Here is a 22,420-nt window from a genome sequence, read left to right on the forward strand (position 1 = left end):
CCTACCGACGCTTCGCCGACATCCTCGCGGATGCCTTCGCACGGCTCGGGGCCGACGTGGTTCGCTACACCTTCATCGTAATGGACTTTCACCATCTACTCCTTGCCGGTCTCCCGGCGCACCCTCAATTTGATCTACGGCATCGAACCTCAATCCATCGAAACGGAATTGATCAAGCCAATAGATCACGTTGTCGATGAAAAAGCGCCTCACAGGCTCCCTTTCGAACGCAATCTTCGGGCCCCATGGTGTTGGATCGTCTTTACGAAAGAACTCTGCTGCATAAAGCGGCAGAAAATTCCCCTCTGGTCCGAAGTGGTTGTAAACGACATCAAGAAAGACCATGAGGCCATATCGATGGGCTTCGTCCACAAAGCTTTTGACGTCGTCTGGCGAACCATAGGAATTATGAGGAGCATAGGGATAGACGCCGTCGTATCCCCACCCTCTTGTGCCTGGAAATTGTGCGAGCGGCATGATCTGGACGGCCGAAACACCTAGTTCCGCAAGCCGATGCAGGTGCTTTTCTGCAGCCGCGAACGTTCCTTCGGCTGTAAATGTGCCAATATGAATCTCGTAGATTATGGCCTCCTCCCAGGGACGGCCCTTCCAAGGTACCTTCCAATTGAAGTCGGATCCCCAGAGGCAAGATGGTCCGAGCACCCCGGCGCTTTGCCGCCGTGAGGCCGGGTCCGGAACACGTGTGCCGTCCGCAAGGACAAACCAATAGTCCGCATCGTCGGCCAAGGTTTCCGTAACGGAAACCAGCCATCATCAGCCCGGTCCATTGGTACCTGCCGATCATCGATCGCGACAGAGATTCGCGCCTGCGTCGGCGCCCAAAGCCTGAGGATGGTTGACCCGTCGGGATTGGAGGCTGGTCCCCAAAAAAATTCCCAGTCTTTCATCGCAGCAACCCCTGTCCACCGTCGACGAAGACCGGGCTTCCAGTGATGTGCCGAGAGGACGTGCTCACCAAGAAAAGGATGGAGTCGGCCACATCGCCAGCCCGCCCCGGCTCCCCTCCCGAGATCGGAACGGTACCTTCCGGCCAGATCACCGGTGCCTCCGACTCCTCCCTGTGTCGAACCCCGGTCGAATCTTCGATGTTGGTCTCGATCGCGCCAGGACATACGACATTGATGCGAATTGCATGGCGGGCGAGCTCGAGGGCAAGCTGCTGGGCCATGGCGACTTGGGCGGCTTTGGTCGCGCTATAAGCGGTTGCACCTGGTGTCGTGAATGTGCGCACCCCGTTGATGGAAGAAACGATGACGATCGCTCCTCCCCCTGACTGCTTCAGTAACGGAACCATCTTATTCAGGGTCAAGTAGGTCCCACGTGAGGTCATCGATCGGTGCCCATACGCCATTTATGCCGGCATTTGCGATGACCGCATCGAGGCGTCCGAAACCTTCCAAGATTTTACCTGCCGCGTGCTCCATATCTTGCTCCGACGCGACGTCGCCTGCCATTGCTATTGCCGTCGTCCCGGTTTTTTCAAGGCGCTTCTTGAGTGCATCGAGCGCGCTTGGATCCAGATCGAAAAGGAACAGATCGTAGCCGGCTTGCGCCAGTTTCTCTGCCGTCGCCAGCCCGATCCCCGATCCCGCTCCTGTGACAAGTGCAACGGGCTTAGCCATCTATTGTCCCTCGTCGCGCTCCGTGGGATCGCTCGGAGTCGCTCGGGAGGCGGCAGCGACAGGTTCGAAAGTGGTGGCGTTGCCGTCGGTTCCGAATGCCGTAAGCTGTACCAGGACCTCCTTGGCGCGTCGCACGGCGCTCTCTCCCCCGAGACTGCGGTCATCGGTTACCACCCTGACTGAAACAAGTTCGCCTCCCTCGCCGACAAATTCGACCGTGAGCTTTCCATCGACAACAGAGCCCACATGGGTTTCGAGAAGCTGCATGACGTCCTCCTGCACTGGCGAGAAGGAATGCTTGGGACGAGGCGTTGTTCCCCTTCGATGCCAAACAGATACTGACATCATAAGGGCGCGCGCCTTGCCCGCGCGATCAATGTCGGCAGGGTATCGTGAATACTGAGAGAAGGTGCAGTGCTTCTTAAACTCAGGGCAAGAATTTTGCGACAGTAGTTCTCAGTGTACGGACGCCGAGGTAGGAGCGTTGATCAGGATCGGCTCAGGGCCCGGATATCGAGAAATCAGAAGGGTGACCAGTTCATCCTGGGTGTTATGACCCTGGTGAAAGAGATCTATGGCCGCTTCGCAAAGTACCTCGGAAGCTCTTTCGTCCGGTTTGGCGTTAAAATGCTTGTACCAGGTCTGAACTAACGTGAGAGCATCGCCATATCTGCATCCCGAAGCCATCGCATGAAGGTCAAATTCATTCTCCCGTTGCTTGGTCGGGAGCCATCGTAACTTCCATATATTAGAGGTCAATCATGACGTCGCGTACGGTAACGGACGGTAATAGTAGCCTTCCGATAGACCGAGGTCGGCCCCGAGCGTGCGGTATCGCACCAATTCGGTTTTGCTGGAACCAAACACTCATTTGAGGTTTTTCTTCGAGTATCCGTTGCGGGGAAGAGATAATGACCGCACCCATTTCTCCCGGCTCGATGAGCGAGGAAATTGCCGAGCTCATTCCGGCACTACGGGCGTTTGCCCGTACTTTCTATAGGCATCCCAACGACGCAGATGACCTTGTACAGGAAACACTTGTTAAGGCTCTGTCGAACCTTGATCATTTCAAGGAGGGGACGCGGCTGAAATCGTGGCTCTTCACCATTATGCGCAACAGTTTTTGCACACGGTATCGGATTGCGAAACGGGAGATCGTTGGGATGGCGGACGGTTTGTCGCTAAAGCGAGCCGTCGCGCCCGAACAGGAGTGGAGGGTTCGCGGTCATGAGCTTGAGGTGGCATGTGCAAGTCTGCCGGCCAAGTATCGCAGCGCTTTTGAGTTCATTTTCATTGATGGGCGCAGCTACGAGGAGGCGGCCGATCACTTCCATTGCCCGATCGGCACTATCAAGAGCCGTGTCAATCGCGCGCGACGGCATCTCATGATCGAACTTGAAGTACCGGGCTAATCACTTGGGGATCTGTCGTCAACGCCCGCGCACTTGTGATGGACGATGAAAGGCGTCGGTTGCAGATTTCCAAACCGAAATCCTTTAACGGGATTAGCGCCCTTCCATTGCCAGCAATACCCAGGGAACCAAGTCGGGCCGCGTCGGTTCAAGACTGAGAATGGAGGAAATCATGAAATCGAAACCCGCGACAGACGCGAAGGGGGCCTTCGCACCATCGCAAGCAAAGCGCGAAAGCGACGGCGTTGGAAGTGCCAAGCCCGCAGTGGTCACCGGATCGCAGGATGCCACCGTGAACAAGGTCCCCCCTGGTAGCAAAAAGATCAAGGACTGGAACATCAACTACGACATTTCAGAAGTGAAGCAAGACAACGATCAAGGTTAGCAAAAGGCGCAGTTTACGGAGAACGAGCCATGTCGAACGTCGTCAAAACGGGCCAGGACGAATCTAATAATGCAACCAGTCGAACGACCTTTGGTCGCTCGACGGAGAGTCAGGCCCAGATCCGTGATGCTGCTGCAGTCGAGACGTACTCACCGGACGAGCCGTTGAATGTCTATCGGCTTGAACCGATCGCCGCACCAGATGATCCGCGGTGGGACAATGCCACAAACCATGGCATTGTCATCGTTGCGGCCCGAACCGCTGGCGATGCTCGTATTGTAGCAGCGAGCCGGGAACTCGATTTCATGGAGATTGACGCTGCTCCAGCTGAGGATGTCACCACATCGAACGCAAGTGCCTTTCGAGACGACAAGCTCTATACGGTTGTCGAAATCGAGCGGGGACGTTCGGACCTGAAACGTGGTGTACTAGGCGGCAATGTCTCGGTGAACACAATCATATCGACCCAGACGTGAACTTCCGGCGGCGGTCGGAGGTCCTTATCCTTCGGTCCGGCGTTGAATGGCTGCTGCCACAAGCGGCAGGGCCGCAGTGAGTGCTGATCCGAGCGGTATGGTGCGAAGTAGGCTTGCCAGGACATAGGTACCAACCATTGCTCCCGCCAGTTTCAGCCATGGGTAGTCACCGAGTTGCGCATGCGCGCTCGCATCCGCCCATTCGGCACGTGAACGGATTACAGTCTCAGCTTGCCGTGTAACAACGGAAAGCCTTGCACGAAGATGCTCAACTTCGTCCTGTACTGCTAAAAAATCAGCGTGAACGTCCCCAAAAGTTCGCCGCGAAAGCGCATCAGGTACGACCCGATCATCCGCGTGAGCATCTGCCTCCAGCAAAGCCAAGTGCTCCTGTAAGTCCTCGTCGGTGTCGAACGCGACCGGGCGTCCAGTAGTGTCGGCAGTCATCCTAGTCTCTCCAAATTTTCCGCGCGTCATCGCGAAGCTGGAGGCTTTCCTCACTAACTCACACGAACAGACACGGCGGCGGATTTCCGCCACCGAGCGAGGCTCATTCCAACGAATTTTTCATCGCTTGATCACACGCATTGCGATTGAGACGACAAAAAGAACCAGAAAGATGAAGAATAGGACCTGAGCGATCGATGCGGAAGCGCCAGCGATCCCGCCGAAACCAAGTACACCGGCAATCAATGCGACCACCAAAAATACAAGAGCGTAGTAGAGCATTTCAACCTCCGTCATTTTGACGAGAGGAAAACGGAGCGAAAGGCGATTGGTTCCGAGGCCGGCCAGTAGTGGGTCAGAAAGCTGCCAGCGTGCGGCTCCTGGTGAACGCGAAGTCACCATCATTGGGCTTCGGCGGTTCGGCTGCGGCCAGATATGCATTCACGGGAACAGTCAAAACGAACCAGACACCTGCTCCGAGGATGAACAATTCTCCGGATTGATCGCCTGCGCGAGTAATCATTGGCAGACAGACAGAAATGAGGAGCACGAGCATCCGCACCGACCACTCGGTTTCTCGCTTCCTGATTGCGAGGGCCGCCCTTGCGCGATAGGCGCGTGCGTCATAGTCACCGCGCTTCGGCCCTGCCAGAAGGTTCCAGGCGGGGCGCAATGACAGAAGCATCAAGGTACTTGCCGCAATCAACCAACCAGTTCCTGAGAGGAACCAGCAGCTCACAGCAATCAGGCACGAAATCACGATGAGCTCCCAAGCAGGACCGAGCTCGTCCGGGGAGCGCCGGCTTTTCTCATGCCAGATCTGGAGTGCCCGCGAAGCCCCCTGAAGCATCGGCTGGTCAACGAAACGACTGATAAATTCCATATTGCGCCCTTTGGTCCACGAAACACCAACAACAGGCAATTTCGGCAGGAGCGTGGCGTCGCTGTCAAAACGGTCAGGCGTCAACTGACAAACGCCCGGCGCAGGTGAGGAAAGGACGTCGTGAATCCGGGCGAGATGGCATCGTTTCGTCCCTGTCATCGAGCGGGCAACCGTTGCCAAGTCATCGACAAGTTGGAACCGGCGTGCCGTTACCTTCGCGGCGTTGGACGGTGCACGTTTGGGCGGACACCACTGCGATCGTATTGAGCTGGCCCTCGATTTTTTTTGCCGGATCTGGAACAGGCCGCTCGCCGCGCGCGTTTCGCGAGACATCAAAATCGCCACGACGTTACAGGAAAAACAGCGCCAAATGCACGAGTATCGATTGGCAGACAATGCCCCCAATCCGGATCGCTTCCGGACTGTCTTCCCTTCTCTAAGCCGTTTGGCAGGTCAAAAGCCTGTACGAAGTATCGTCCGCCAAGGACGCAACGCCTGGCGCACTGGCGTTGCTGATGAGGCTACATTTCTGATCGACGGCGAAGCATACTTTTCTGCGCTCGACGACGCGCTTGGGCGAGCGCAGCGCGAGATCTGGATCATTGGTTGGGATTTTAACCCGGATATTCGCCTGCGACCCCATTCAAGCACCGAAACACTTGGCGAACGTCTCTTGTCGCTAGTGGATAACCTCCCGCAACTAAGGGTCAGAATTCTGGTTTGGGGGATGGGTCCTATCTATTCGGGCAAGTCATTGCGGCTGTTTCGACAGAGCCCAATCTCCAGACATCCGCAGATCTCATTGAATTTCGATTTTAAACATCCACTGCGTGCTTGCCACCACCAGAAGCTCGTTTCAATCGACGGAAGTGTCGCCTTCATGGGTGGCATCGACCTGACAGCCAGACGGTGGGACGAATCCGACCACCGGAGTGCAAATCCTCTAAGACTCTCCCCTGACGGTACTCCCTACCCGCCTGTTCACGATGTTCAATGCCTGGTTTCGGGTGAGGTAGCGGGAATGATCCGTGATGTGGCCAGACGACGTTGGAAGAGGGCAACCAGCGAGAATGTGTCTTCCGAGATCGATGCGACGATCATCCGACCAGCTTTGGTGGCCGACATGGTTCAAGCTCCCGCGGCCATCGCCCTGACCGAACCTGGCCTCATTGGCAAACGTGGACGCTATGAGGCACGTCGGCTCACGCGCGATGCCATTGGCGCAGCCAAGAGATACATCTATGTCGAAACTCAATATCTTGCGTCCGGCGGCGTCGGACGGGCGCTTGCAAGGCGATTGAAGGAGCCGAACGGGCCTGAGATCGCGATAATCGTCACAAAGACCTCGCACGGTTGGATCGAGAAGTTCGCCATGGGTAGTAACCGCGACCGCCTGATACGGCGTCTGAAGCGCGCCGATTGGTTCGATCGACTGAAGGTGATGTATGCCGTCACGTCTGACAACAATGGCGGCGAGGAGGAAATCACTGTTCATTCGAAGCTCATTATCATCGACGACCGCTTCGTACGCGTGGGATCCTCCAACCTCAACAATCGTTCAGAAGGCCTGGATACGGAGTGCGATCTCGCACTCGAAGCCGATTGCGCTGCCCATCAGGAGGCCATTACGTCACTTCGCCACCGCCTCATCGCGGAGCACCTGAGCGCGAGCGTTGCCGAGGTCCGTGAGGTGGAGAAGTCGCGATCAATGCTTGGAGCTATCGCTGCGCTGAACACCCGGGAGCGCGGCTTGAGAGAGTACGAGGTCGATCCTGATTGCAGCGCGACGGGCCTTTTGCCGGGGTCCGCGCTTGTCGACCCCCGGCGGCCTTATTGGCCACTACAGAAGTTGCGCTTGAGGCTCGGACGGTTTCTCGCGACCCTTGTCTAGCCGCTTCTTTTTTACGTTGCGGGTTATCAACTCGCTGATTGCGAAAACGGGCAATCCCAACAGCAACGGCACCAGGAAATAAATCACGCGGAATGCCACGAGCCCCCCGATCGATGCAGCGCCTGGAAGCACGGTCGTGACTGTGGCCTCCAGCACACCGAGGCCGCCGGGCACGTGAGCGACAAGAATGGCCACGTTGGCGAGGACGAACGCCGTTGCGCTTTGGACGAAGCTCACCGGCGCCTCGCTTGCCAGGACCTGATGCAGACATGCGGCAACGAAGGTGAAGTTAAGCGTACCAATCGCGATCTGTCCAACTGCAAGTCTGATGTTCGGCATTGTGAAACACCCTTTCCAGAGCCGCAATGGCGAGCGCACCGTGGCGTAAAGAACGACGTAGGCTACCGGCAGTGACAGTACGCCAAGACCGATCCAGAAGGGATTGCTGCTGCTCACACCCAACAGTTTGCTGACATCGGTCGGATTTATGAGACAGACTATGCCTCCGAGTGCAGACAGCCCGAGCATGACCGTTACCCCGCAAAACAAGACGACTTTGGCGACCTCCTCAGCGTCCAGCCCCATCGTGTGTAGTAGCGATATCGAACGGCGCCGCTGCTCAGGGCGGCCACGCCAAGATTATGGCCGATCGCAAGCGCGGTGAAAGAGGCAATCGCTGCTTTCGGATAGGCCAGCGGCCGGCCAACATATCGCAAAGCCATCCAATCGAAGCCCGTGAGGCAAAGATAGGAAAGAGCACAAAATGCAAAGCCGGAAACCAGACGCCAGCGGGGAAACCGGTCAATCGATTGCAGGATCTCGTCAAAGGTATACCGGTTGAAGACCTTGTAGAGCAGGTAGGCCGCAAGCAGCAGGCCGAACACGAGAAAAATATTGAAAAGGATGCGCCTTGTCGACATGAAGGATCCGTCCGTTTGATGTCTTTGTCTTTGGGAACGAAATTGGGCCAGACGGGTTCCGGCTGAATGGCTACACCACCACCCTCATGTCCCCCACGCGACCAACGCGAGATCAAGATTCTCACCTACAACGTTCACAGCTGTGTCGGGACGGACCGCAGAATTGACCTGAACCGGATTGCGGATGTTATTGCGCAATCTCAAGCAGACATCATTGCACTCCAGGAGCTGGACGTCGGCCGAAGAAGAACCGGCGGTGTCGACCAGGCAGCGACTATTGCGACGCTGCTAAAGATGAACGCCCACTTTCACCCGGCACTGCATGTCGAGGAAGAACGCTATGGCGACGCCATTCTGACGGCACTGCCCGTGCGCCTGATAAGGGCGGCACCCCTCCCCTCGATCGGCGAAACGCGCGGCGCAATCTGGGTGCAGGTCGATGTTCACGGGCAACCGCTTAACGTTCTCAATACACACCTAGGGCTTCGCAACCGCGACCGTATCCGGCAGGTCGCAGCGCTGTTCGGCGACGACTGGATTGGACATGCCGAGTTTCGTTCCTCGCCGTCAATCGTCTGCGGAGATCTGAATGCCACACCCTCGACTTCCGCCTACAAACGGCTGTCAATGCACTTTCAAGATGCGCAATTATTGACAACAATAAAGCCTCGACCGACATTTCCTTCGCGCTTTCCCCTTTTGCGTATCGATCATGTCTTCGTATCGCAGGAAATCCGGGTAAGGTTGTCGTCAATTGTATTCGATCCGCTTGCACGTCGAGCCTCAGATCACCTGCCGCTGTTGGTAGGCTTTCGCATCGAATAAGCTTGCGAGGCTTGGGATCGAGTGGCTGGAAAGAGAGGTTTTATGAAGTGATGAGGGAAAATGTCCAAAAAATTGAATTTAGAGTACGTCAATAATTCCGCACTGAAGGCGATGAAGGCTCTTCCGAAGGAGATCGGACCTCCAATTCGCGACGGACCTGCAGCGGGTGCAAGAAGGCAAGGATCCCCTGTCGGATTTTAAACATTGAAGTGGAATCGGACCTGGCGTGATAGAGCTGATCGAGAACGGAAGTCCGGCTTACCGAGCAGTATACTGCGCCAAGTACGATACCGTCTTCGTGCTGCACGCTTTCACCAAAACCACAAACGGGGTCGATAGGGCAGCGATGAAGACGGTGGACGAGCGCTTCAAGGCGATGATGAAAGAGGTTAACGCTCGGAAGAAGCAAAGGAAGATATAAGAGACAACTTAGGCCGCGTTAAGCGGCCTCTGTCATTTCTACATCGCAGACTATTCTGTGATGTTCAAAGGATGGTTTGAAGCGAACGCCGAGGCGGGCCAGATAGCCAATGAGCCTATCAGCGGAGAATAGGTGAACCTTCCCCCGCATCAGCTCGCTAACTCTTGGCTGTGGTATGCCTAGTGCTTCTGCTGCATTTGCTTGTTTCCACCCGCGATCCTGGATTAGATCGACGAGAGCGGAGATCAGGGCAGCCCGGAAGCTCAAATCGGCAGCTTCATCCTTGTCGTCAACGAGTGACTCGAAGACGTTGTCATAGACAAGCCGTTCCATTTGCCTTCCCTTTATACAGGTTTCAGTATATAATCAAGAATGATTGGGGCGTCAAGTTAGTTCCAAATTGTTTTTTTGCGTTTTAGGTCCTATGGTCAGGCGCAATATCCGCCCTGGCGGACTTGGCTCGCCCGCAAGCCCTCTCTTCAGTCCCTGTCATCTTGGCCTACTAGGCACGCCTGACTTGGCAGCTCTGCAGGAGCTGTGCCGAGAGCATAACGCCACGCTGCTGGTCGATTGCGCACATGACCTCGGATGCATCGGCCCAGACGGTCTGGGCATGCTCTATGGTCGGAAAAATCGACGTTCTCTGACCGACCCAGTTTATTGTCGCCTGCGGTCCTGTTGGAAAGAAGCTACTTGTTTGAGGCTCACCGAACCTAGAGCAAGGTCACAACCCCTTTTGGGCGTATTTCGTCTTCAGGCTGTTGTAGGCATCTTGCCTAAACTGCTCGGCGGTTTCTTCGGAAGAAAATACACGCTCTGCAGTGATGTCTCCGTCTCTTATCGACACTTTGTATTGCCCATTGCGGCGGTCGATCACGGCGTCGAATAATGGCTCGATGTCCATTGTCACCTACCAATACATGTCGTTCAACCACCAGCATATGGTACACCCGCCCATAGGTAAGTCCATTGGACAAAGGTCCCTGTAAGGCCCTTTTTCAGGCTATAGAGGACATAGTCGGAGTGAGCGTCGGATGAGAGCGCTCGGGCCTTTGCGAATAGCCCCGAACGGAATGGCGCGCGTAACAAGAAGTGGTGTGCTTTGCGCTAACGACGTCGTTTTCTTTGCTTTTCCGGGTCTTGCGAAGTCGATCGATACATTGCGCAGATCCGACGACCATTGATGATTATCAAAGCGTGTTCATCCTTTCATACCTTCGCGGCCAAACTGCCGGTCGGCATTCTCGAAGGATGGCCAATAGCCATCTGACATGTAATCGGGTGGAAGCGGATCGAGCTTTGACAAAGCGGCGATCACGTACTCAACTTGAACCTTATAATGTTTAAGCGACAGCGGCATCGGGATTCCGGCGACGCGCTCTCGCGCTTCGTATCGCTGAATATCCGCTTTACGAAGACGCCTGTGACCCTCCTGCAAAATCTTGCAAGGCTCTTCTGTCACTCGTTCTTGCTCCTTCTGACGTCCGCCCGCAATTGCCCTGAACAATTCCTTCCTCCTTGTCGCCCTGGTAGAGGTTTGGTGGAAAAATTGATTCACGGCAACCGCCCACCGGTCAGCGCGAAAACAATGCGACAACACAATCGGCCGCTCTGCAAAGAAAAAGCTTTGCCCATTCTCGCATTACGGCGCTTCAAGAACTTTATCGTTGTCTCGCCGTCTCAAACCATTTTATAAGCTTTACATGGTCCAACGAGCCGGCAGCGCCGATCTTCCTCTTCATGGTGGCCGCGTCCCACGATGGCTGGGCGAGCGCATGACACGGCTCGGTGCGGTCATCACCGAGGCAATCGTCATTCACTACGGTCGCGACGAATTGCTCAGCCGCATGGCACACCCGTTCTGGTTCCAGTCTTTCGGTGCAGTCATGGGCATGGATTGGCATTCGTCCGGCATCACGACAAGTGTCATCGGAGCGTTGAAGCGGGGCCTTAATCCGATGGCCGGCGAACTCGGCATTCATGTCTGCGGCGGCCGCGGCAGGCATTCGAGGCAGACTCCTGACGAGCTGATGGCCATCGGCAATCGCGTGGGAATTGATGGCGCCGCTCTTGCGCGCACCAGCAGGCTGGTCGCCAAAGTTGATAGCGCTGCGGTCCAGGATGGTTTCGATCTTTACCTGCACGGCTTCATTGTCACTGATGACGGTAAATGGGTCGTGGTCCAGCAAGGCATGAACGGCGGCAAGAGGCAGGCACGACGGTATCACTGGCATTCGGAGGGTCTCAGGAGCTTTGTGGATTCTCCGCATTCAGCAATCGAAGGACGCGGACAGGGGAATATTGTCAATCTTGCTGACCATCGAGCGGAAAGCTCGAGAAGGAGTCAGCTTGATTTGCTGGGCGTGTTGGGGCCGGATAAAATCCTGCGGGAGGTCATCGCGCTTGAACCGGCGCGGGAAGAGAAAAATGCGGCCCAGCCACTGTTGCCCCACCTCATCATGCCATCCCATCACGACGTGCGTGAGAAGGACGTCGACATGAAACGCCTGCATGGGACACTGGCGGCAGCGGCCGACCGCGGCCCAAAAGATTTTGAAGATCTTCTTCTAATTCCGGGAATCGGTGCACGGACAGTGAATGCCCTGGCAATGGTGGCCGAGGTTGTTCACGGCGCGCCATGTCGCTTCTCGGACCCCGCCCGCTTCTCGCTCGCCCATGGCGGAAAGGATCGCCATCCTTTCCCTGTGCCGGTCAAAGTCTATGACGAAACAATCAAGGTAATGAGGTCCGCCGTCGGCCGGGCAAGGCTTGGCCGCGAAGAGGAATTACAGGCTTTGAGGCGACTCGATGATCAGTCGCGGCAACTGGAACGCTATGTTACAGGGCCAGATCTGAAGGAGATCGTCGCCGGCGAATTCTTGCGGTCGCACGAACGGGGCGGCCGCAGTGTATTCGGGTGGGAGCATCCGACACGGGAAGACAGAGAACACCTGCGCCGCAAGCCTTGATGATTGGGGGTATCGCCCCTGTTTCGAGAAGCGACGAAAAATCCGGCCTCACGCACCCTGAACCGATACCGCCTCAACCTTCCTCGGACCCAGCAGATCACTGTCCGTCTTGCTCAATTGCCGATTTGTCGGAAGGTCAGTTTAGGTATGGGCGGGCGCCCTTCCTGTTGGAAAACTGGTACACCAGCAGCATGCCCTGCTCCAGCAGAAGCTCGGCAGCTGGGAAATCGCGTAGCGCGAGATCGCCGCACAGCCCGCGGATTGTTGAGGCGAGGCACGTTGAATTGGTCACAAACCGTGCATCGCCCAAGGTTTCAGCTTCATCTGCGCTCGCTTCCAAAGCGTCGGCGACCGTCTCCAGCAAGTTGGTTCTTTCAACGAGGGTCATCTCGTCCAGTCTCTTGGAAATCGCATTCATGACAGCCTCCTCGCGCGAACAGCTTTAATTCGCGGCGCTTTTTCATGGTGAAGTTATCTGATCGCTAAAAAGGTGGGGGCCCCACTTCAGGAATGCAAATCATAGCTGACAAGCGCTGGTTGCACGGGTCTGCGACGCCCGGCAAGCGCTGCCCGTTCCCCCGGCTCGTCGTAAGTTGAAGAGTTTGATGGACGCGCGCGCTCGTCCTCGTTCCATCCGGATCGCAGCGCTTCGCAGAGGCGAGGACGGAACCTCTGCCCTCGGGATCGGTTAATTCCAAGGCCATATGGATTAACAATTGAGAGGAACCCGAGATGAAAAACCTTATCCTAGCCATCGCAGCCGTGGCTTTTACAATTCCTTCGGGCGGCTGGGCAGCTACGACCCACAAGACGCAGCCCACGCAAAAAGTAGTCATCGTGAAAGAACCGCGCCAGAGACTGGGCACGCTGTCGTGCGAGGTCGCCGGAGGGGTGGGAATGGTTATCGGATCGAACCGTGCGATCAACTGCCGATTTCGCCAACAAGGCGGTTGGGTGGAGCAGTATGCCGGATCGATTGGCAAGCTTGGTCTTGATATCGGCGTAAGTGGCAAGTCCTATTTGAGTTGGGTTGTCGTCAATACAAAGCCGACGCGCGTCGGTGAAGTCGATCTCGCCGGTACCTATGTCGGTGCGTCCGCGAACGCGGCAATCGGTGTTGGCCTTGGTGCTAATGCTCTCGTCGGGGGCAATGCCGAAAACTTTGCGCTTCAGCCTGTCAGCGGACAGACCGGAACCGGGCTGAACGTTGCGGCTGGCGTCTCGCGATTGCAGCTCTCTCTAGTTCGTTGATCGGAACGGATGCGGAAAGCCAGAGTCATCCGAACCGAGATGTGTCACAACCTGGCGACGCCCCGGCGCCGCCAGGCAATGGCATCGGACCTTCCAGCATAGGGCGGCTTAACGAAAGCGGGAATTCGCAGATACGCCGCAAGCGGATGAATGGTTCGCCAAAATGGGCGATCACCTAAGTGAGCGGACCGGGGAGCGCGACTTGCCAACATGCGATCAACGTGAGTGTAGACACAAGCATGACAAGCTTTAAACCTCAGGAACTCCGGGTTTGAAGTGACGTTGTTGCTTAAGGTCAAGGAGTTCACGAATGTCAAACATATCTTCGGCCGACCTTGAAGCAAGAAAAGGCAGTCCAAGCCCGCGCCTTGATGAAGACGAGTTCAGGCGTCGCTTCCTCAATCAGTTCCAGGATCCGGCTTACGAGCCTCTCACACCAGAGCTCACAAAGATCAGTGCTGCGGCTTGGGACGCTTACAAAAATTCCCGCAAGATTCCGAGAACTCGCAAGGCTGGCTGCGAGTTTGCGGACCCGGACTGTGATCTCGCCGCCGATTGGCTTGATGCGCGCCAAGCCATTCACGAAGCCAAGCGCCGGCATGATAACCAGAACGGGCCACATCGCTTGCTCCTCATCAACGGGTCATCCCGTGGCGAGCATACTTGTCCTGGCGAAGTCTCCAAGAGTTTCCGCATGATCCAGACGGCGCGGTCGGTGCTGGAGCAAAACCCGATGGTGACCATCAATGTTCTGGACCTTAGTCGTGTTGCTTCCGAATATGGCCGTCAGATCCATCCCTGCAAAGCTTGCTTTTCGACGTCGGCCGCACTTTGTCATTGGCCGTGCTCCTGCCATCCGAACTATTCGCTCGGACAGGTTCATGACTGGATGAACGAAATCTATCCACTGTGGGTCGAGGCCCATGGCATCATGATCGTGACCCCTGTCAATTGGTATCAGACCTCATCCCCTCTCAAGCTGATGATCGACCGACTTGTCTGCGCAGACGGAGGTAACCCGGATCCAACGACGACCCATGGAAAACACGCAAAAGAGGCCAAGGAGATCGAGATGAAGGGTTGGCACTACCCTCGCCATCTCGAAGGACGCATTTTCTCGGTGATCGTCCACGGAGACACCGAGGGCGCGGAAGGCGTCCGTCGCAGTGTTTCCGACTGGTTGAAATCGATGGCGCTTGTTCCAGCCGGCCCCCTTGCTGAGGTCGATCGCTACATCGGCTACTGGGAGCCCTATGCAACAAATCACGTCGCCTTCGAAAAGGACCAGGCATTCCAAGAAGAGGTTCGCAATGCCGCTCGGACTCTTTTGGAAGCCGTCGTTGCGAAGAGGCAGGGTCATCAGATCGCCGCAGGCTCGCGGTTGAAGCAGGCGCGGGAGAAATAGGACTTGAACTCTTACGCCGTGACGCTGCTTCTGTTCGGTGCCGTCGTGCTTCTCACCGCGTGGCTTCCACTCGTTCTCCGGCGCATTCCGCTGTCGTTGCCCATCTGCTGCATTGGCATCGGAATTTTGTTGGCATGGTCCCCAATTTCTCCACTTCCGCGCATGAACCCCCTTGAGAACGCGGTATGGACCGAGCATTTCACGGAATTCGTCGTGATCGTCGCGTTGATGGGCGCCGGATTGAAGATCGACCGACCGCTTGGATGGCGGCGGTGGATGACTACGTGGCGTCTGCTCGGACTGGCGATGCCCTTGTCGATAGGTGCTATTGCGTTCCTGGGCTGGAGCGTTCTGGGCCTTGGCCTGGCATCAGCCCTCCTTCTGGGGGCGGCGCTTGCCCCGACCGATCCGGTACTTGCGGCTGATGTGCAGGTCGGTCCTCCGAAGACCGGAGAAAAAGATGACATCCGTTTCGCACTGACGTCCGAAGCCGGACTGAATGATGGACTGAGTTTTCCGTTTGTCATGGCCGCGATCGCCATCGCGGCAAGTGGCGGTGACTGGGGCTGGACAGCTCGGTGGTTCGTGGTGGACGTCGTTTGGCGGCTTGCCGCCGGCGTGGCCGTTGGCTGGGCCGTCGGTCGCCTCCTCGGCTTTCTCACTTTCAGGGCCCCTGAAGCTGGCCGGCTCGCCAAAACCGGCGACGGGTTGGCCGCGCTCGGCTTCACCTGTGTGTCGTACGCTGCAACGGAACTCGTTCATGGCTACGGATTTGTGGCCGTCTTTGTAACCGCACTTACCTTTCGTTCCATCGAGCGCAGTAGCGACTATCATGAGGAACTGCATGATTTTGGAGAGCAGATCGAACGGCTCTTAATGATGTTGCTGCTTGTTTGCTTCGGGTCGGCGGTGGCGGAGGGAAAACTGATCTCCTTCGCAGATTGGCGGGTGGTGGTGGTCGCGGGTCTGGTCCTGGCCGTTGTCCGTCCTGTGTGCGGCTGGATTTCCATGCTTGGTTGCCCACACCCCACGGCTGAGAAGTTGATAATCGCTGTCTTCGGCATCCGTGGTCTTGGTTCGATCTACTATCTCGCCTACGCCTCCGGAAAGGTGCAGTTCGAGGCTATCGAGACCGTCTGGTCGACTGTCTTTTTGATCATTCTCGTATCGATTGTACTTCACGGGGTATCGGTAACGCCGGTAATGAAATGGATCGACCGGCGCCGCGGTGTGGACCCGGCCCGGCGGATCGACGGGATGACCGCAATGGGGCGCAATTCACTCGAGCGAGGCGAAGGATCGGGCCGCGCGTGAACTCGTGACTCGGCCCCTCGATTACGCGTCAGCGCGGATTAGCCGAGGCGTTAAAGAACCATCAAACGCTGCACAAAGGGGACTACGTGTCAGGAGGGACGAGGATTGGTTTGCGTTCGGCATCGTCCCAATGGTCTAAACACTTGACTACTATGGCCGTTTTACAACAGGCCGGCTTCAACCACCGTCACATAAGAGAACTCTCATATATCGCGCATTGCCTTCCTACCGCCGGCCCTTCTAGGCTTGACCTCATTCGGGTAGGGGGGGCAGATGCGGCGGATTGAGCTGGCGAAACCGGTGTTAATATCGAGAGTGAACGACATGATTGATCGCATCCTGCAATGCTGGTGCGAAGAGAACGATTATCCAAGGGGAAGTGTTGAAGCGGGCCGAAAGGCAAAAAGCCTGCTCCAGTGGATCGAACTTGGGGTAACCGATGAAGCTGAATTGTCAGACCTGATCCGCAACGACATCGTCATCAACAGTAGATAGTGCATCCACTGCGGTTACGGCAGCATTCTGTTCGCGCAGAACTCTTGGACTGACCTTCAGCGCGGAGGCATGACCTGATTGCTTAAGGAAGGTGTCCGGTTTGCTGCGGTGCAGATCAATACAAAAGCGTTTCAAAGCTTGTATGCCACGCGCCCGCCCTTGGGCAGGACCTGGACCGGTTCGCCAATCGGACCGCCACGCAGCGGAAAGATACCAAGTTTCGAAACGATGACCGAATATCCAGTGTATTGCCGGATTGTATCCCCGTGGGCAAAGCGCAGTTCAGCTGCTAGCCCAAGCTTTTTCCCATCCGACAGCAATACCCAGACCGTCGCGCCGTTATCGTCACCGGCCATTTGTCTCCGGTTCCCATCTGGGCCTATACAGTAAAGGCCGTATCCGTTCGCAACCCAGTCCTCGTCACCATCCCCGTCGACGTCCATCCTGTCGATAAACCTGTCGGAGAGGTCCATTTTAGAGCCGTCGCTGCGCGCGTTGCAAGCATCCTGCCACCGCGCCAGACTGGCAAGCATTGCTGGCGGAAAGACGTTGCTCCATTTACTGACGAATTGGCCGGAATCGATCTTCTGTAGCCTTGCGCCCTTGACCGCATGTGGCGCGGTAGTGACGGGGCGGTCTTGGTTTGTCTTGGTCAGGAATGCCTGAAGTCGCGTACGCAGTTCCGCGTCGTCCCCGCTTGTCGGTTGGCGGAAAAACAACAGGAGAGATCGAGATACTCCCCCGGGCAGGTAAATAGTGCTGATGCGTTTGGGAACCTTCGGAAAGGTCGCACAAGAATCGCCATCCTCGAAGACGTAAAGAACCTGCGTCTCCAACTTGTTCTCTGTATTTGTCCTGGTGCCGTAAGCCGCCCATCCTTTGCCGGACTCGATCGTTTCCAATAGCAATCTTCGTGCCTTTTCCGGGACATCAGCAATTGCTGGCTGCGTATCAGACTGAGATTTGCCGGCGTAAATCGCCCCGTCACCTGAGGGGGAAACATGAAGCGGAGATATCACGAAATTCTCAAATGCTTCCGATACAATCCGCAGGCACTTCGGCGGGGGCGTTTCGTCTGCCAATGCAATGCTGCCCGCCGCGCTGATGCAAAATGCCAGGCTGGCGAGGGTTTGGCTAATTTTCATTCTCCACATCTCAATCCCACCTCTACCGCGCGTCTTCGAACCGTTGTAGCTTTCAAAAGACGGATAATTCAAGTTTTCGCGTTTCCGCAGCGCGAAACGCACGGCGAAGGCAGAAGATTTGAAGGTCCATACAATAAGGAACGGACCAGATACCGACAATGGTAGTCAAGGTCGACTACTCGTTCATGGTCGTCTAAACCGAGATAATTGAAACGCCTCTGTGAAAGTAGCGACAATACCGAAGCCTTGGGAAGACAAGGGCATTCGTGAAACCCCTTAAGACCAAGCCCGTTCTCAACTCGCCGGACTTTCCAAAATCCGACGACAGAACAAGGTGGCGATTAACCCATCATTTTCAACAGCTCAGTGTTGGAGGTTGGCTTGGAGATGAAATCTACGCCGCTTTCAATGCCGCGGGGGAGAGCCTGACGGCGTCCGAGGTCACGATAACTCCGGTTTCGGGCCATCGGACATGCACGGTTTCACAAGACCTAGGCCGTCCATGCTGCGCGGCATATCGATATCAGTAAAAAGCGTGTCGATCTGATTGATTTTGAAGAGGACCAACCCTTCGTCCGCATTCGCTGCCTTCAAAACGCGGTAGCCGGCCTTTTCGAGCAAATCAACAGTATCGTAACGAAGCTTCGCCTTGTCTTCGACAACGAGGATGTTGGTGGCACGATCGCGCCTGACAGGTCTTTCCGTCATGCCTAGGCGATCGAAGACTTCCTGACCGCCGGCAGAGGCGCCGGTCTGCTTGAGGAGAGCTCTCCCTCCAGGACAGCCTGTCGCCAATGAATCTTGTCTTCCCAGTACGGTCGTCCCGCCTGCTCCCAAAGTGCGTATGCGCGGTGAGCGATCCAATCCTGTCTGTTATCGGCCATCATCGTTCGTCCCCTGGTTTTGCAGCCATGACATGCGCGCTACAAAACGGGAGAGACCAGGTCCGGTTCCCGCCTTTTTGATCAAATCTGTCATGCTTGCAAAGCGCTGGAGATCTCGTGCGCGAGTTGATCCTGGGTATATGGCTTCCCAAGCCTGACTGCATCTACCTGCACTCCTGCTGGCAGGTCGGCATAGCCGCTCGCAAGAAGCACGGGCAGGTCGGGAACTAACCGCCGTGCGGCATGTACAAGATCCGCGCCATTCATGCCGGGCATGGAATAGTCGGTGATCAGAAGATCGAACTGCTGATCGCTACCGAGAATTTCGAGCGCCTCCGCTCCCGAATGAGCTTCCACCACTTCATGTCCAAGGTCGGTTACCATATCAGCCGAACTCATCGCGATCAGGATGTCGTCATCAACCAGAAGGATGCGCTTCGGCTGTTTGTCCGGCATGATGACGGGTGATGAGCCCTTTATGTCCATCTGCACGACGTCACCCTCCACGGCTGGGATCAGGAGTTGAGCGGTTGTACCGAAGCCGAGCGTGCTCTCAAGGCTAAAGCTGCCCCCAAGTTGCAGCGCCAGGCCATGGATCATGGAAAGTCCGAGGCCTGTACCCTTCCCGAGTTCCTTGGTGGAAAAGAACGGTTCCACCGCCCTTGCGAGCGTATCCTCGTCCATTCCTTTCCCATTGTCGGCAACGCTCAGAAGGACATAACGACCGGCAGACAGTTCCTTGTCTCCGGGCGCGACATTGATCTCTGCAAGCGCAATCTTGAGCGAACCTCCTTCGGGCATGGCGTCCCGGGCGTTGACCGCAAGGTTGAGCAGGGCAAGTTCAAGCTGATTTGCGTCAGCAAGAACATGCGGCAGGTTCTCGGGCATTTCTTTGTCCAAAATGATCATCGGACCGATAGATCGCCGGAGAAGATCCTCCATGTCTGTAACCAGCTTGCGCAGGTCAACCGCCTTTACCTGCAGGTCCTGGCGCCGTGCGAATGCCAGCAAGCGCTGTGTCAGAGATGCCCCTCTTTTCGCGGCTTGAAGCGCTCCATCGACCAACCTGACCAGACGCGCCTCATTGGTTACCGCCTTGCGGATCAATTCGAGATTTCCGAGTACCACCATCAATAGATTGTTGAAGTCGTGAGCAACGCCCCCTGTCAATTGCCCGATCGCTTCAAGCTTTTGAATCTGGCGAAGTTGCTCTTCCGCCTTTTGGCGCTGCGCGGCCTCGGCCAAAACAATCTCGTGAGCAGCTTCCAACTCGGCGGTTCGGGCCGCGACACGCTCTTCGAGCATTTCATTTAAATGTCGCTGCTGTTCCAGGATCTGGCGGCGCTCAGTGAAGTCGACCGAAACGCCGACCAGCTTGACCGCGACCCCGATCCGGTTGCGCAAGAGCTGTGCCCTGTTCTCCACCCAGTGGATTGAGCGGTCCGGCCAAATAACCCGATACTCGGCCGCGAACCCAACACCCGTTTCGATCGTTGCAGCCAGGGCTTCGTGCATGCCTTTAAGGTCGTCGGGATGGATGCTGGCCTGTAGTCTCGGGTAGGCAAATGGTTCGTTCGGCAATCGGCCGAAGATCGCCTTGCATATTGGGGAAGTCGACAGCTCGTAGGTTACTAGATCCAGTTCCCAGGCGCCGAGCCTGCCTGCCTCGAGGGCAGTTTGCAGTCGCCGTTCCTGTTCGCGAAGCTCCTCGATGCGAGCTCGTGCCTCGTACTGGCGGCGTCTTCCTCGCATTGCGGTTTGGGCAACGCTAATGAAGCTGGTGGCATGAAAGGGCCGCTCGATGAAGCTGACGTTCCCAAGAATTCCTGACAGCCGGCCTGCAGCTGGATTCCGCTCCGAACCACCGCCGCGCTGCGTTAGTACGAGAAATGGCATGTCAGACCAGGAGGCCTGTCGCAGTATCCATTCGGAAAGCGGTTTCATATCCACACTGTGCAACGCCTCTTCTGTCAGCACGACGAAGGCGGTGTCGTCACCAATTGCCCGCAGAAGCGACGACAGATCGGACACGGCATCACTGGGAATTCCCGCCTCCCTGAGAAGGGAGGAAGCAATTTGAGTATCTCTGCCCGAAGGCGCAAGTATAAGGCTGGTTGCGAGCTGATCAGGAATTTTCGCGCTCCTCCCCTTTCGCCTCCGACATCAGAGACTGCTTTTCGCCCAGGAAGGTGGGGACGCCCCCCAGGACACCCTGGAACGCCGACAGCGGTGCTCCCACCGTCAGTCCTCTCTCGCTGATTTCAAATTCACGGATCGTGTCTTCATGCTTTCCGGCGCGTTTCTTGACGACGGAGATCGCCCTGCGAACCTTGCCCAAGGCTTCGAAGTAACGCAGCAGAACGACTGTGTCTGAGAGATATGTAAGATCGACTGGGGTTTTCATATCGCCGACCAGCCCGTGCTGCGCAACTGTCAGAAACGTTGTTGTGCCTTGGCGGTTGAGATACTGAAGCAGTTCGTGCATGTGAAGGATGAGGGCGTTCTCGCCGGGCATGGCTGCCTGATAGCCATTTATGCTGTCGATCACGACGGTCTTGGCATCAAAATCCGCAACGCGGTCGCGCACGCGCTGGGCGAATTCTCCCGGAGAGACCTCGGAAGCATCGAGTTGCTCCAGATGCAGCTTGCCTTCATCCCGCATGCTTTCGAAGTCGAAGCCGAGGGCTTTTGTCCGATCAAGCAAAAGCCCGAGCTCTTCGTCGAAGACAAAAACGGCCGCCCGTTCTCCACGTTTGACTGCCGCATCGACGAACTGCAGTGTAAACAGGCTTTTGCCGGTCCCTGCTGGTCCGATAAGCAAGGTGCTCGATCCACGCTCAACGCCCCCACCGAGAAGACGATCGAGTTCGGCAACACCGCTTCCGACCCTGTCGCGGGTAAAGTCCGTTTTGTGTTCCACGGCCCGCAGTCTCGGGAAGACGCGCACCCCTCCCCTGCAAATGATGAAATCGTGAAAGCCACCGCGAAACGCGCGGCCGCGATATTTCATCACGCGCAGATGCCGGCGTTCGGAGCCATAATCCGGAGCCAGCTGTTCAAGGTGGATAACGCCATGGACGACGCTGTGAACGGTCTTGTCCAGGACATCCGACGTCATGTCGTCGAGCAGCAGCACAGTCGCCCCCGATTGAGCAAAGAAATGCTTGAGAGCAAGGATCTGGCGGCGATATCGAAGCGAACTCTGCGCCAGCAAGCGGATTTCCGAAAGGCTGTCGATGACCACTCTGCTCGGCTTGTGGCGTTCGAAGACCTCAAAGATCATTTTCGTCGTCTCGCCGAGCTCAAGGTCCGACGAGTAGAGAAGACTTTGCTGCTGGTCGGCATTCAGAAGGCTTTCCGGGGGAACAAGTTCGAAGATTTCCAGGCTGTCGTCGATCGTCAGCCCGTGCGACGCTGCGGTGCCGCGCAGTTCCTCCTCGGTTTCGGAGAGAGTAACGTAAAGGCACTTTTCACCTGCTGACGCTCCGTCAAGCAGGAACTGAAGTGCGATTGTCGTCTTTCCCGTTCCCGGCGCGCCTTCGAGGAGAAATACGTGCCTGCGGCTTAAGCCTCCGCATAAGACGTCATCCAGGCCGGGAATTCCGGTTTTAGCCTGCGTCTGTTCGTCGAGCATCCAGATCCTTCCTCCCAAGG

General features: G+C 56.5%; 27 protein-coding genes and 1 pseudogene. 11 read left to right on the forward strand and 17 right to left on the reverse strand.

The features are described from left to right. Positions 1-72: 72 nt before the first annotated feature. From IB244_RS20500 to IB244_RS20510, 3 genes and pseudogenes are all read right to left on the reverse strand, one after another. Entirely contained in the window at positions 73-747 is a 675-nt protein-coding gene (locus IB244_RS20500) for an alpha-amylase family glycosyl hydrolase (protein ID WP_246734533.1), read from the reverse strand. A gap of 157 nt (positions 748-904) precedes the next feature. Continuing rightward, positions 905-1,643 (reverse strand): annotated as a pseudogene (locus IB244_RS20505) (SDR family oxidoreductase). Next, the gene (locus tag IB244_RS20510; RefSeq protein WP_169684198.1) at positions 1,644-1,910 is read right to left on the reverse strand and encodes a hypothetical protein; all 267 of its coding nucleotides are present in this window, start codon (positions 1,908-1,910) and stop codon (positions 1,644-1,646) included. 644 nt (positions 1,911-2,554) lie between these two features. Here IB244_RS20510 and IB244_RS20515 point away from each other — a divergent pair. The 3 genes from IB244_RS20515 (at position 2,555) to IB244_RS20525 (ending at position 3,916) form a co-directional block, all read left to right on the forward strand. Beyond that, the gene (locus IB244_RS20515; RefSeq protein WP_169684199.1) at positions 2,555-3,055 is read left to right on the forward strand and encodes a sigma-70 family RNA polymerase sigma factor; all 501 of its coding nucleotides are present in this window, start codon (positions 2,555-2,557) and stop codon (positions 3,053-3,055) included. Between the two features lie 172 nt (positions 3,056-3,227). After that, positions 3,228-3,440: a hypothetical protein gene (locus IB244_RS20520; RefSeq protein WP_192305374.1), complete on the forward strand. Its 213-nt coding sequence runs from the start codon at positions 3,228-3,230 to the stop codon at positions 3,438-3,440. Positions 3,441-3,469: 29 nt separating this feature from the next. Further along, positions 3,470-3,916: a hypothetical protein gene (locus tag IB244_RS20525; RefSeq protein WP_113162972.1), complete on the forward strand. Its 447-nt coding sequence runs from the start codon at positions 3,470-3,472 to the stop codon at positions 3,914-3,916. A gap of 24 nt (positions 3,917-3,940) precedes the next feature. On the opposite strand, the gene IB244_RS20530 is transcribed toward IB244_RS20525, so the two are convergent. From IB244_RS20530 to IB244_RS20540, 3 genes are all read right to left on the reverse strand, one after another. Then, entirely contained in the window at positions 3,941-4,363 is a 423-nt protein-coding gene (locus tag IB244_RS20530; RefSeq protein ID WP_169684200.1) for a hypothetical protein, read from the reverse strand. Positions 4,364-4,483: 120 nt separating this feature from the next. Further along, entirely contained in the window at positions 4,484-4,645 is a 162-nt protein-coding gene (locus IB244_RS20535) for a DUF1328 domain-containing protein (protein ID WP_113162970.1), read from the reverse strand. A gap of 73 nt (positions 4,646-4,718) precedes the next feature. Further along, positions 4,719-5,591: a hypothetical protein gene (locus tag IB244_RS20540; RefSeq protein ID WP_246734535.1), complete on the reverse strand. Its 873-nt coding sequence runs from the start codon at positions 5,589-5,591 to the stop codon at positions 4,719-4,721. 676 nt (positions 5,592-6,267) lie between these two features. On the opposite strand from IB244_RS20540, the gene IB244_RS32345 reads away from it, so the two are divergent. Beyond that, entirely contained in the window at positions 6,268-7,137 is an 870-nt protein-coding gene (locus IB244_RS32345) for a phospholipase D-like domain-containing protein (protein ID WP_246734537.1), read from the forward strand. On the opposite strand, the gene IB244_RS32940 is transcribed toward IB244_RS32345, so the two are convergent. After that, a complete protein-coding gene (locus IB244_RS32940) occupies positions 7,087-7,665 on the reverse strand; it encodes a hypothetical protein (RefSeq protein WP_312867256.1) in 579 nt (192 codons plus the stop codon). The genes IB244_RS32345 and IB244_RS32940 overlap by 51 nt on opposite strands. 5 nt (positions 7,666-7,670) lie before the next feature. Continuing rightward, positions 7,671-8,057 carry a YbhN family protein gene (locus IB244_RS32945; protein ID WP_312867257.1) on the reverse strand — a complete coding sequence of 129 codons (387 nt, stop codon included), beginning with the start codon at positions 8,055-8,057 and terminating at the stop codon, positions 7,671-7,673. A gap of 66 nt (positions 8,058-8,123) precedes the next feature. On the opposite strand from IB244_RS32945, the gene IB244_RS20555 reads away from it, so the two are divergent. Both IB244_RS20555 and IB244_RS32350 read left to right on the forward strand, forming a co-directional pair. Beyond that, positions 8,124-8,882, forward strand: coding sequence for an endonuclease/exonuclease/phosphatase family protein (locus IB244_RS20555; protein WP_192305378.1), 759 nt, complete (start codon positions 8,124-8,126; stop codon positions 8,880-8,882). 226 nt (positions 8,883-9,108) lie between these two features. Further along, on the forward strand, positions 9,109-9,303 hold the full coding sequence (locus IB244_RS32350; protein ID WP_312867258.1) for a type II toxin-antitoxin system RelE/ParE family toxin: 195 nt from the start codon (positions 9,109-9,111) through the stop codon (positions 9,301-9,303). Positions 9,304-9,321: 18 nt separating this feature from the next. On the opposite strand, the gene IB244_RS20565 is transcribed toward IB244_RS32350, so the two are convergent. The 3 genes from IB244_RS20565 to IB244_RS20575 all read right to left on the reverse strand — a co-directional run bounded on the left by IB244_RS20565 (position 9,322) and on the right by IB244_RS20575 (position 10,810). Then, entirely contained in the window at positions 9,322-9,636 is a 315-nt protein-coding gene (locus tag IB244_RS20565; RefSeq protein WP_169684204.1) for a helix-turn-helix domain-containing protein, read from the reverse strand. A 391-nt stretch (positions 9,637-10,027) separates the two neighbouring features. Then, complete coding sequence (locus tag IB244_RS20570) at positions 10,028-10,207, reverse strand: hypothetical protein (protein WP_169684205.1); 180 nt, start codon at positions 10,205-10,207, stop codon at positions 10,028-10,030. A 297-nt stretch (positions 10,208-10,504) separates the two neighbouring features. Continuing rightward, entirely contained in the window at positions 10,505-10,810 is a 306-nt protein-coding gene (locus IB244_RS20575; RefSeq protein ID WP_192305380.1) for a hypothetical protein, read from the reverse strand. Positions 10,811-11,006: 196 nt separating this feature from the next. On the opposite strand from IB244_RS20575, the gene IB244_RS20580 reads away from it, so the two are divergent. Continuing rightward, entirely contained in the window at positions 11,007-12,272 is a 1,266-nt protein-coding gene (locus tag IB244_RS20580; protein ID WP_169684207.1) for a DUF763 domain-containing protein, read from the forward strand. 136 nt (positions 12,273-12,408) lie between these two features. Here IB244_RS20580 and IB244_RS20585 read toward each other — a convergent pair whose 3' ends face one another. Beyond that, entirely contained in the window at positions 12,409-12,690 is a 282-nt protein-coding gene (locus tag IB244_RS20585) for a hypothetical protein (protein ID WP_113162964.1), read from the reverse strand. A 314-nt stretch (positions 12,691-13,004) separates the two neighbouring features. Here IB244_RS20585 and IB244_RS20590 point away from each other — a divergent pair, with 314 nt between their 5' ends. The 4 genes from IB244_RS20590 to IB244_RS20605 all read left to right on the forward strand — a co-directional run bounded on the left by IB244_RS20590 (position 13,005) and on the right by IB244_RS20605 (position 16,737). Then, positions 13,005-13,523: a DUF992 domain-containing protein gene (locus IB244_RS20590; protein ID WP_192305382.1), complete on the forward strand. Its 519-nt coding sequence runs from the start codon at positions 13,005-13,007 to the stop codon at positions 13,521-13,523. 310 nt (positions 13,524-13,833) lie between these two features. Further along, positions 13,834-14,928 (forward strand): flavodoxin family protein, encoded by a 1,095-nt coding sequence (locus tag IB244_RS20595; protein WP_192305384.1) that lies wholly within the window; start codon positions 13,834-13,836, stop codon positions 14,926-14,928. A gap of 3 nt (positions 14,929-14,931) precedes the next feature. Continuing rightward, positions 14,932-16,242, forward strand: coding sequence for a cation:proton antiporter (locus tag IB244_RS20600; protein WP_192305386.1), 1,311 nt, complete (start codon positions 14,932-14,934; stop codon positions 16,240-16,242). Positions 16,243-16,515: 273 nt separating this feature from the next. After that, positions 16,516-16,737, forward strand: coding sequence for a hypothetical protein (locus IB244_RS20605; RefSeq protein ID WP_029792648.1), 222 nt, complete (start codon positions 16,516-16,518; stop codon positions 16,735-16,737). A 131-nt stretch (positions 16,738-16,868) separates the two neighbouring features. Here IB244_RS20605 and IB244_RS20610 read toward each other — a convergent pair whose 3' ends face one another. The 5 genes from IB244_RS20610 to IB244_RS20625 form a co-directional block, all read right to left on the reverse strand. Further along, positions 16,869-18,041 (reverse strand): hypothetical protein, encoded by a 1,173-nt coding sequence (locus IB244_RS20610; RefSeq protein ID WP_246734545.1) that lies wholly within the window; start codon positions 18,039-18,041, stop codon positions 16,869-16,871. 282 nt (positions 18,042-18,323) lie between these two features. Further along, the gene (locus tag IB244_RS32355) at positions 18,324-18,590 is read right to left on the reverse strand and encodes a response regulator (RefSeq protein WP_246733880.1); all 267 of its coding nucleotides are present in this window, start codon (positions 18,588-18,590) and stop codon (positions 18,324-18,326) included. A 2-nt stretch (positions 18,591-18,592) separates the two neighbouring features. Beyond that, positions 18,593-18,769, reverse strand: a complete 177-nt coding sequence (locus IB244_RS32360; protein ID WP_312867259.1) for a DUF2934 domain-containing protein — start codon at positions 18,767-18,769, stop codon at positions 18,593-18,595. Between the two features lie 87 nt (positions 18,770-18,856). Beyond that, complete coding sequence (locus IB244_RS20620) at positions 18,857-20,899, reverse strand: PAS domain-containing hybrid sensor histidine kinase/response regulator (RefSeq protein ID WP_192305447.1); 2,043 nt, start codon at positions 20,897-20,899, stop codon at positions 18,857-18,859. After that, entirely contained in the window at positions 20,892-22,400 is a 1,509-nt protein-coding gene (locus tag IB244_RS20625) for an ATPase domain-containing protein (protein ID WP_029792645.1), read from the reverse strand. The genes IB244_RS20620 and IB244_RS20625 overlap by 8 nt, the downstream gene beginning before the upstream one ends. Between the last annotated feature and the right edge of the window lie 20 nt (positions 22,401-22,420).

This window comes from Rhizobium sp. RHZ02 (assembly GCF_014851575.1).
Taxonomy (GTDB): domain Bacteria; phylum Pseudomonadota; class Alphaproteobacteria; order Rhizobiales; family Rhizobiaceae; genus Rhizobium; species Rhizobium altiplani.

Excerpts from the sequence above, each read along its gene's own strand:
- IB244_RS32360 (WP_312867259.1), bottom strand. The coding sequence starts at position 18,769 with ATGATGGCCGATAACAGACAGGATTGGATCGCTCACCGCGCATACGCA.
- IB244_RS20570 (WP_169684205.1), bottom strand. The coding sequence starts at position 10,207 with ATGGACATCGAGCCATTATTCGACGCCGTGATCGACCGCCGCAATGGG.
- IB244_RS20555 (WP_192305378.1), top strand. The coding sequence starts at position 8,124 with ATGGCTACACCACCACCCTCATGTCCCCCACGCGACCAACGCGAGATC.
- IB244_RS20585 (WP_113162964.1), bottom strand. The coding sequence starts at position 12,690 with ATGAATGCGATTTCCAAGAGACTGGACGAGATGACCCTCGTTGAAAGA.
- IB244_RS20530 (WP_169684200.1), bottom strand. The coding sequence starts at position 4,363 with ATGACTGCCGACACTACTGGACGCCCGGTCGCGTTCGACACCGACGAG.
- IB244_RS32940 (WP_312867256.1), bottom strand. The coding sequence starts at position 7,665 with ATGCTCGGGCTGTCTGCACTCGGAGGCATAGTCTGTCTCATAAATCCG.
- IB244_RS32355 (WP_246733880.1), bottom strand. The coding sequence starts at position 18,590 with ATGACGGAAAGACCTGTCAGGCGCGATCGTGCCACCAACATCCTCGTT.
- IB244_RS20520 (WP_192305374.1), top strand. The coding sequence starts at position 3,228 with ATGAAATCGAAACCCGCGACAGACGCGAAGGGGGCCTTCGCACCATCG.
- IB244_RS20590 (WP_192305382.1), top strand. The coding sequence starts at position 13,005 with ATGAAAAACCTTATCCTAGCCATCGCAGCCGTGGCTTTTACAATTCCT.
- IB244_RS20510 (WP_169684198.1), bottom strand. The coding sequence starts at position 1,910 with ATGCAGCTTCTCGAAACCCATGTGGGCTCTGTTGTCGATGGAAAGCTC.
- IB244_RS20625 (WP_029792645.1), bottom strand. The coding sequence starts at position 22,400 with ATGCTCGACGAACAGACGCAGGCTAAAACCGGAATTCCCGGCCTGGAT.
- IB244_RS32945 (WP_312867257.1), bottom strand. The coding sequence starts at position 8,057 with ATGTCGACAAGGCGCATCCTTTTCAATATTTTTCTCGTGTTCGGCCTG.
- IB244_RS20595 (WP_192305384.1), top strand. The coding sequence starts at position 13,834 with ATGTCAAACATATCTTCGGCCGACCTTGAAGCAAGAAAAGGCAGTCCA.
- IB244_RS20525 (WP_113162972.1), top strand. The coding sequence starts at position 3,470 with ATGTCGAACGTCGTCAAAACGGGCCAGGACGAATCTAATAATGCAACC.
- IB244_RS20565 (WP_169684204.1), bottom strand. The coding sequence starts at position 9,636 with ATGGAACGGCTTGTCTATGACAACGTCTTCGAGTCACTCGTTGACGAC.
- IB244_RS20580 (WP_169684207.1), top strand. The coding sequence starts at position 11,007 with ATGGTCCAACGAGCCGGCAGCGCCGATCTTCCTCTTCATGGTGGCCGC.
- IB244_RS20605 (WP_029792648.1), top strand. The coding sequence starts at position 16,516 with ATGCGGCGGATTGAGCTGGCGAAACCGGTGTTAATATCGAGAGTGAAC.
- IB244_RS20515 (WP_169684199.1), top strand. The coding sequence starts at position 2,555 with ATGACCGCACCCATTTCTCCCGGCTCGATGAGCGAGGAAATTGCCGAG.
- IB244_RS20535 (WP_113162970.1), bottom strand. The coding sequence starts at position 4,645 with ATGCTCTACTACGCTCTTGTATTTTTGGTGGTCGCATTGATTGCCGGT.
- IB244_RS32345 (WP_246734537.1), top strand. The coding sequence starts at position 6,268 with ATGATCCGTGATGTGGCCAGACGACGTTGGAAGAGGGCAACCAGCGAG.